The organism is Luteibacter sp. P4_D7_3 (assembly GCF_056401735.1).
Genome location: NZ_JBFUIT010000200.1, coordinates 1 through 8,001, shown reverse-complemented (window position 1 = coordinate 8,001; position 8,001 = coordinate 1). Strand labels below are relative to the sequence as shown.

The window sequence follows — 8,001 nt, the reverse complement described above, 5'->3', positions numbered from 1 at the left end:
GCTCTGCGCAGCAACGTCTGGGCCCGCCGCGGCAGGCACTCAAGCGGGTGAACCCGGAGGAAGCCCGAAAACCGCAATTCCACCGAGAGCCAATTCCTTTTTTGCTACCATCGCAGACCCCAGTTCCACGGCCTTGTCCGGAGTTTCCCCAATGCATGCCAATCCTGCGGCCGCCAAGCTGATTCCGGCCAACGCCGAGAACCGTTATGAAGTGACCAAGGCGGACCTTCCGCTATCCTGCCCCATGCCGGGCATGTACCTGTGGAACTCGCATCCCAAGGTCTACCTGCCCATCGTGGACGACGGCGGCACTTCCAAGTGCCCGTATTGCGGCGCCAATTACGTATTGAAAGACTGAACGGCCCCGCGCGGGCATGCTTCCTGCATTGCCCGTGACACTCCTTCCTCTCGGACCGCCCATGGCCACCGTCTTCCCAGATCGGACGATGACCGTCGTACAGCTCATCCCCACCCTTCACTCGGGTGGTGCCGAGCGTTCGACCCTGGAAATTGCCAGGGCGCTGGTCGCTGCGGGACACCGCTCGGTCGTGGTCTCCGCGGGCGGGCGCCTCGTCGCCCAGCTCGAGGCCGAGGGGAGCGAGCATTTCACCGTGCCGATCGGTCACAAATCGCTCCGCACGCTGTTCACTGTCGGCAAGCTTCGCCGCATCCTGCGCGAGGTGAAGCCCGACATCGTCCATGCCCGGTCACGCTTGCCCGCGTGGATCGGCTGGTGGGCCATGCGTGGCGTCAAGCCCCGCCCCCATTTCGTCACGACGGTGCATGGACTGAATTCGCCGGGTCGCTATAGCGCCATCCTGCTCCGGGGCGACCGTGTCATCGTCGTCTCGCAGACCCTGCGTGACTACGTGCTGCGTCATTACCCCGACGACATCGACACGGCGCGGGTGGCCGTTATCCCTCGCGGCATCGATACCGACGCTTTCCCTTACGGATACCGGCCCGACGAGACCTGGCAGCGCGCCTTCTTCGAGGAACACCCGCAACTGGCCGGCGCCCCGCTGCTGACCCTCCCGGGCCGTGGTACGCGTCTGAAAGGCCATGCGGATGCGATCGAGCTGCTCGCCGATCTCATTCATCGGGCCATCGACGCGCGCCTGCTCCTGCTCGGTGCCGATGAGCCCGGTCGCGAGGCCTACGTGGCCGAGCTGCGTCAGCTCATCCATGCCCGCGGCCTGGACGACAAGGTGGTGATCTCCCCGGCCCGGGACGATGTTCGCGACATATTCGCCATGTCGGCCCTCGTCCTGCAGCTGTCCGTTCGCCCCGAGTCGTTCGGGCGGACGGTGGTCGAGGCCCTGGCGTTGTGCCGTCCGGTCATGGGCTACGCCCATGGCGGCGTCGGCGAACTGTTGGCCGAGCTCTACCCGGCCGGTCGCGTACCGCTGGGCGATCGCGAAAAGCTGGTCGAGCGTGCTGCTGAACTGCTGCGTTTCGCGCCACCCATTCCGCCGCCGCGCAGTTACCGCCTGGTCGACATGCAGGAAGCCACGCTCGCGCTCTACGCCGGCCTGCTTCAGGGCGAGCCGACCGCGTGAGCGGCACCATCGCCCGTTCGATCAAGGCGGGTCTGGCCTCGCCGCTGTTGCCGATCTGGCTCGTGCCAGCCTTGCTGCCCTTCGGCCGCAGCGCTGAGCTGGGCGTGTTCCTTTGCCTGGTCGGCAGCATCCTGCTGCTGGTTCGCGAGCCGCAGGCCATACGCCATCACCCCGGCGCGAAGCTCTTCCTGTGGCTGTTCGCGGCTTATGCAGGCGCCGCCCTTGTCTCGGTCATCGATGCCGTGGCACCGGGCAAGAGCTGGCTTACGCTGGCTGGCATCCTCCGTTTCGCACCGCTGGGTGTGTACACCTGCTTCGCGATACGTCGGCCGGGCAAGGTGCGGGCCCTCTATCTGGCCACCGCCGTGGTGGTCGCGATCTGGGTGGCCGATGCCTGGGTACAGGCCATCACCGGCTACGGTCTCGCTGGCGCGTCGAATGCTGAACGCCTCTCGGGCATCTTCGGCGCAGACAACCTGAAGCTTGGTCCGGCGCTTTCCGCCCTGGCACCCTTCCTCCTGTGGGGCGCCCGTGAGCGCTGGGGACGTCGCGGCCTGGTCATCGCCTTCCTGCTGGCCCTCGGTCCTGTCCTGCTTTCCGGCTCACGTGCGTCGTGGCTTTGCTACGGACTCGTCGCGCTGGGTTTTCTCTGGAACGAGGCAAAGACGCCGCGCCGATTCGCCGTGGCGTGCGCGGCAGCCGCTATTTCGCTGGCCGTGGTCGTGTTGCTTGCATGGCAGGTGTCACCGCGTTTTCGCGACCGCGTGGCGCACACCTTGCCCGCCTTGTCGGGCACCAGCGCCGGCGTCGACAACGCGCTGACCGGAAGGCTGGATATCTGGACCACGTCGCTGCGGATGTTCGCCGCGCATCCGGTGAACGGTGTCGGTGTCCGTGGGTTCCGCTATGCCTATCCCGCGCTGGCGACACCGGGTGACCACTTCCTGACGATCGAGAAATGCGCAGAGGGCGAAGGTGCCTGCCACGCGCACCAGCTCGTGCTGGAAGTGGCGACCGAGACCGGCGTCATCGGACTGCTCGCGTGGCTGGCAGCGGTGGTCCTGGCCGTACGCACCTGGTGGCGCGCCGGAACCGTCGCGCGCTACCGGGCTTTCCCCGCCACGCTGGCACTGGTCGTCATCCTCTTTCCGCTGAACACGCACATGGCCTTCTACTCGGCCTGGTGGGGCCTCCTTGCCGCCTGGCTCGTGTCGGTCTGGTGCGCCGCGCTGTTTGCGGACCTGCCTGACCTGGAACCGCGCGATGGCGCGTGAGCCGCTATCGGTCGTCGTCACCACATTCAACAACGCGGACACCATCGAGGCCTGCGTGGCCTCCGTTCACTTCGCCGATGACATCCTCGTGCTGGATTCCGGCTCGACCGATGCCACGCGCGACATTGCCGCACGGCTGGGAGCACGCGTCGAAGTGCAGCCCTTCGCCGGTTACAGCGCCCAGAAGCAGGCGGCCATCGACCTCGCGATCCATCGCTGGGTGCTCCTGCTGGATTCGGACGAAGCCCTGCCGGTCGCCGCGGCGGATCGCGTACGCGCGGCCCTGGATTCGCCCGATGTCGCCGGCTTCGAGCTGCTCCGCCGGGAGTGGGTGTTCTGGCGCTGGCAGTCCGACCATGCGCGGCTGAATCACTATGTCCGTCTGTTCGATCGCACCCGTGCCCGGATGAGCGGCCACGAAGTGCACGAGAGCATCGTCGTCGACGGGCCGGTACGCCGCCTCGACGCCGTGATCGACCACTACGGCGAACGCGATATCGAAGGTCGCGTGGACAAGGCCAATCGCTACTCGTCGTTGCAGGTGCGCGACCGGCGCACGCGCACGCCGCGCCACCTGCGTGCACGCATGGTTGTCTATCCGACGGTTGCTTTCCTGCGCTACTACCTGTGGCGCGGACACTGGCGTGGCGGCTGGGCGGGCTTCGTCGCCGCGCGCGTGCACGCGTTCTACGCGTTCCTCAAGTACGCGAAGCTCTACGAACGCCGCGTCTCAGGCCGCCTGGTGGACCGTGATTCCCGGAACGCAAAAGGCGTCGACGAGTAAGTCGCACGCCTGCCGACGCAAGGCTTCGCGACGGCGAAATTCGCTGYGCCGTTTGCTCTCCACCGTCAACTCCGAACGGACCGGCTCATGCACGGGCATCGCGTAGAAGCCTTCTTCATCGGCGACACCGTCGTTCTCCTGCCAGAACCCGTCGTAGTCGGCCTTGATCTTTTTCCTGCTCGCGAACGGATGGGCCTCGTTGCTGATACCGCGTATGCGTTGCGCGCCCATCGCCTCGGACAGCGAACGGACCATCGACAGCAGGAGATTCTTCGGACGCAGTCCATGCGACTGCCGGGTGAGTTCGCGAATCGCATCGAGTCCCGCATTGTTCGCGGCACCTTGCAGGCAACCGATGATCACCGTACGGCCGTCGTCCACGAACGAAAGGGTCGCGTACGAGATCTGCAGCCCCCAGTCGTCGGTGAGCGAAAGGCTCAATTCGCCCTCGCGGCCCCGGAGCGTGGGTGCCTTCAGCACCAGTGACAGTCCGCTGCCATCGCGCAGGACGAGGCGCCCGACGCCGACTTCCCGCTGTAAGTACAACTGTTTGAACAACGGGGTGGGGAAACGGCGCACGGCGAAGGCGTAATGTTGCTGCGTGGCCGCCAGTCGCTGCATCATCGACCAGTGACGGTTCATGTAGCGGTGCTGGTAACGCTCGATCAGCGTGCGGTCGATCGCTGTCACGCCGGCCATGGCCGGCGATTCGAGGAACGCTAGCCACGCGCTGTGTCGACGCCAGTGAAGCAGCGCGCGCGCGATGTACGTCATCGCGGCATTGAATCCACGTGAACGTGAGCTATGCCATTCGGCCCGGCCGCGCAGCGAGCGCGCGAAACGGAGGAGCGACTGCATGGGGAAGGTCCGTCCAGGGAGTAGACGAATCGTTTCTACGCTCGTATTTTTTCGCGTAGCTTTCGTCGTCGCTGACGGGAAGTAGCTGCTTAGGCGCGTAATTAACGGCGGTCGAGCCGGATCAGTAGATCTTCGGCTCGCCGGGTGGGCGCGTCTTGAACCGCTTGTGTACCCAGAGGTATTGCTCAGGTGCTTCACGCGCCATGCTTTCGATCTGCACGTTCACCCGTGCGGTGTCGTGTTCCGCGTCGTCACTGGGAAAATCCGCAAGCGGAGCACCGAGGCGCATGGCGTAGCCGGCATCGCCCGGCAGGCGGCGGTGGTAAAAAGGGATGACAAGCGCACCCGACAACCGGGCCAGGTGATGCGTCGCGGTGATCGTCGCGGCCCGGACACCGAAGAACGGAACGAAGACGTTGTCCTTGCTGCGCATGTCCTGGTCGGGTGCGTACCACAGCGTGCCGCCCTTCTTCAGATATCGCACGGTCCCACGAATATCGTCTTTGTCGAACATCGCGTCGGCGTAGTGCAGGCGCGAGCGCAGCACCGCGAACTCGAAAACCTCCGAGTCCATCCGCCGGTACATGCCGGCGATGCGAATGCGCGAGGAGACCAGGCGGGCGCTCAGTTCGAGGTGCGAGAAGTGGCCGCCGACGAGCAGGACGCCGCGGCCGGCGGCACGCGCGGCCTCGAGGTGCTCGAGGCCTTCGACGGTGACCGGTACGTTCGCGATGGCGCGGTCGGAGCCCATCCAGCCGAGCGCGAATTCGGCCAGCATCATGCCAACGTCGCAGAGATTGGCCCGCAGCAGCGCTTTCTGGGCGGTCTCGCCCAACTCGGGGAAGCACAGCGCGATATTGGTTGCGGCGATGCGCCGCCGTTCCCGATTCAGGTGGAGCGCAAGGCGTCCGGCCGCGCGTCCGAGGCGCATCAGCGTGCGGAAGGGCAGGTGCGCGATGAGCCAGATGAAGCCGACGCCGACCCACGCGGCCCAGTGGCGGGGCGCTAGCAGGCGGAGGGTAAAGGAGGGGCGGGGCATTCCAGGCATGTCCGGCCATTGTAGCGAATGGGGGCGGCTATACTGGCCGGTCACCGGGAAGTCCAGGGAACCCCGTGCTGCTGCGTCTGATCTACAACTGCGCCATGTACCTTTTCACGCCACTGGTGATGCTTCGCCTGATGGCGCGTGGCATGCGCTACGGCGACTATCACGTGCGCTGGCGCGAGCGCTTCGGCCGCTTCCCGCTGCCTCGCCTGCATGGTTGCCTGTGGGTGCATGCGGTATCGGTCGGCGAGGTCAATGCKGCCGAACCGCTGGTCAAGGCGTTGATGGAGGCCTATCCGCACGCGCCCATGCTCGTGACCACAGTGACGCCGACGGGCTCGGAGCGCGTCCGCCAGTTGTTCGGCGATCGTGTCCACAGCRTCTACCTGCCGTACGACCTGCCGTTTGCGGTGCGCAGCTTCCTGCGCAACACGCGCCCGCGGCTGGCCGTGATCGTCGAGACCGAGATCTGGCCGAACCTCTACTTCGCCTGCCGTCGCCATGGCATCCCCCTGCTGATCGCCAACGCACGTCTCTCCGAGCGTTCGTTGCGCGGGTACTCACGCATGAGCTCGCTGGTGAAAGGTGCGCTCCGTTGTGTCAGCCACATCGCCGCCCAGTCGCGCACGGATGCCGCGCGCTACCGTCTGCTCGGTGCCGAGCCGAGCCAGCTCACGGTCTGCGGCAACCTCAAGTTCGACATGCCGGTACCCGACGACGCGCTGGTGGCTGGCAAGGCCATGCGCGAAGCCTGGGGCACCGGTCGTCCGGTCTGGATCGCGGCAAGCACCCACGAGGGCGAGGAGATGAGCGTGCTCGAGGCGCACCTCGACGTGATGCGACGCCTGCCGGATGCGCTGTTGCTGATCGCGCCGCGCCATCCCGAGCGTTTCAAGGCGGTGGAGTCCTCGGTGCGCAGCCTCGGCTTCCAGGTAGGCACGCGCAGCGCCGACGGCGTGCCGGGCCACGGCACCCAGTGCTTCGTGATCGATTCGATGGGCGAGTTGCTGCGATTCTTCGCGGCCTGCGACGTCGCCTTCGTCGGCGGCAGCCTGGTACCCATCGGCGGCCACAACGTGCTCGAGCCCGCTGCCTTGTCGAAGCCGGTGCTGGTGGGTCCCTATACCTTCAACTTCGAAGAGATCACCCAGGCCCTGCTGGACGAGTCCGGCGGCCAGCGCGTCGCCAGCGCCGACAAACTCGGCGAGCAGGTCCTCTCCCTCCTGCGCGACCATGACCGCCGCCAGGCCATGGGCACCGCCGCCCGCCACGTCTTCGACAGCGAACGCGGCTCCGTCGGCAAGGTGATGAAACTCGTCGACCGGCTGTTGCAGGAATAGGAACATGTAACCAGCGGCTTGCGCCGCCTCACGCTTGCGGGTGCGTTGGGAGCCGCGAGGGGCAAGGCCCTTGGGGCCGCGGCGCGGCTCTTCGAGACGGGCGGTAGCTGGTCTCTCGCTTTGTAAGGTAGTCGGGGCCGCCCTCAGCTTAAGCGTCCCCAAGGGCCTTGCCCCTCGCGGCAGCGAACGTCGAGGTTGCGTGGGGTCAAGCGCACCGCCAGCAAGCATGTGTTGTTGCTGTTGTAGGAGCCGATTCATCGGCGAAGCCTCAGAGGTCGTCGTTGCGAATGAGGCATTGCATCGCATCGTGGAGGCGGCTCAACCGCTCGCCCGATCACCACAAGGCCTTGTTCGCAAACCCGATAGCCTGAGGGTTCGCCGCTGAAGCGGCTCCTACGAAGGCGCGTTGGCGCGTTGGTGYGTTGAGGCAGTCGTGCGACGCACGGCGGCGAAGCGGCGTGATGCTCGTGCCACACGCAACGTCTACGTCCGGTGTCGCGGTCGGGTTGGCCCCCCAAGGGCCAATCCGACCGCGACTCCCAGGAAACCACGAGCGTGAGGCGGCGACCGCCGCTCAACACACCAGCCGCGCAGCGGCTATCCGCACAAAAAAAAGCGGACCCGAAGGCCCGCCCTTTTCATCGTGCAGTGGAACGCGGCCGTTACTGCAGCAGCGAGTTCACTGCTTCGAGGTCCTTGATGTCCACCGTGCCAGCCGTCTGCTTCAGCAGGAGCTTGTCGAGGATGAACTGATGGCGGGCCTGCGAGTAGTCGCTGAGCGACGAGGTGAGGTTCTGCTGGGCGATCAGCACGTCGACGATGGTGCGGGTGCCGACTTCGAAGCCGGCCTGCGTCGCGTCACGTGCACTCTCCGACGACTCGACGGCGGCCTTGGTCGCTTCGACCTTGCTGATGCCGGCGACGACCGAGCGGTAGAAGTTGAGCGTGTCACGCACCACCTGGCGACGCACCGATTCCAGGGAGTCCTGGGCGGCATCGCGCTGGTAGATCGACTGGCGCACGCGCGACTGCGTGAGCCCACCGGAGAAGATCGGCACGTTCAGCGTCAGGCCGACCGAGGTCGCGCCACGGCCGTTGCTGCCGGACGAGCCGAGGGTGCCGGAGGTGGCCGCGGAACCGG

The 8,001-nt window shown here is 66.3% G+C and carries 8 protein-coding genes; 5 read left to right on the top strand and 3 right to left on the bottom strand.

Annotation, left to right across the window (positions count from 1 at the left end; all coding sequences use genetic code 11):
• Positions 1 to 151: 151 nt before the first annotated feature.
• From AC1DSN_RS15510 to AC1DSN_RS15495, 4 genes are all read left to right on the top strand, one after another.
• On the top strand, positions 152 to 358 hold the full coding sequence (locus AC1DSN_RS15510; RefSeq protein ID WP_046979305.1) for a zinc-finger domain-containing protein: 207 nt from the start codon (positions 152 to 154) through the stop codon (positions 356 to 358).
• A gap of 88 nt (positions 359 to 446) precedes the next feature.
• Positions 447 to 1,559, top strand: coding sequence for a glycosyltransferase (locus AC1DSN_RS15505; protein ID WP_477331523.1), 1,113 nt, complete (start codon positions 447 to 449; stop codon positions 1,557 to 1,559).
• Positions 1,556 to 2,833: an O-antigen ligase family protein gene (locus AC1DSN_RS15500; RefSeq protein ID WP_477295886.1), complete on the top strand. Its 1,278-nt coding sequence runs from the start codon at positions 1,556 to 1,558 to the stop codon at positions 2,831 to 2,833. Before AC1DSN_RS15505 ends, AC1DSN_RS15500 begins: the two co-directional genes overlap by 4 nt.
• Positions 2,823 to 3,617 carry a glycosyltransferase family 2 protein gene (locus tag AC1DSN_RS15495; RefSeq protein ID WP_477331521.1) on the top strand — a complete coding sequence of 265 codons (795 nt, stop codon included), beginning with the start codon at positions 2,823 to 2,825 and terminating at the stop codon, positions 3,615 to 3,617. Before AC1DSN_RS15500 ends, AC1DSN_RS15495 begins: the two co-directional genes overlap by 11 nt.
• Here AC1DSN_RS15495 and AC1DSN_RS15490 read toward each other — a convergent pair.
• Both AC1DSN_RS15490 and lpxL read right to left on the bottom strand, forming a co-directional pair.
• A complete protein-coding gene (locus tag AC1DSN_RS15490) occupies positions 3,564 to 4,475 on the bottom strand; it encodes a VirK/YbjX family protein (RefSeq protein WP_477331519.1) in 912 nt (303 codons plus the stop codon). The two genes, AC1DSN_RS15495 and AC1DSN_RS15490, sit on opposite strands and share 54 nt — an antisense overlap.
• Positions 4,476 to 4,596: 121 nt before the next feature.
• Positions 4,597 to 5,514, bottom strand: a complete 918-nt coding sequence (gene lpxL, locus AC1DSN_RS15485; RefSeq protein ID WP_477295889.1) for an LpxL/LpxP family Kdo(2)-lipid IV(A) lauroyl/palmitoleoyl acyltransferase — start codon at positions 5,512 to 5,514, stop codon at positions 4,597 to 4,599.
• A gap of 104 nt (positions 5,515 to 5,618) precedes the next feature.
• On the opposite strand from lpxL, the gene waaA reads away from it, so the two are divergent.
• The gene (gene waaA, locus AC1DSN_RS15480) at positions 5,619 to 6,860 is read left to right on the top strand and encodes a lipid IV(A) 3-deoxy-D-manno-octulosonic acid transferase (protein WP_477331525.1); all 1,242 of its coding nucleotides are present in this window, start codon (positions 5,619 to 5,621) and stop codon (positions 6,858 to 6,860) included.
• 662 nt (positions 6,861 to 7,522) lie between these two features.
• Here waaA and AC1DSN_RS15475 read toward each other — a convergent pair.
• Positions 7,523 to 8,001, bottom strand: a 479-nt coding sequence (locus AC1DSN_RS15475; RefSeq protein WP_477331517.1) for a TolC family protein, incomplete at its 5' end; no start/stop codon positions are given.

Bases quoted from the DNA above. Each gene is read 5' to 3' on its own strand.
- AC1DSN_RS15510 (WP_046979305.1), top strand. From the start codon at position 152: ATGCATGCCAATCCTGCGGCCGCCAAGCTGATTCCGGCCAACGCCGAG.
- AC1DSN_RS15505 (WP_477331523.1), top strand. From the start codon at position 447: ATGACCGTCGTACAGCTCATCCCCACCCTTCACTCGGGTGGTGCCGAG.
- AC1DSN_RS15495 (WP_477331521.1), top strand. From the start codon at position 2,823: ATGGCGCGTGAGCCGCTATCGGTCGTCGTCACCACATTCAACAACGCG.
- lpxL (WP_477295889.1), bottom strand. From the start codon at position 5,514: ATGCCCCGCCCCTCCTTTACCCTCCGCCTGCTAGCGCCCCGCCACTGG.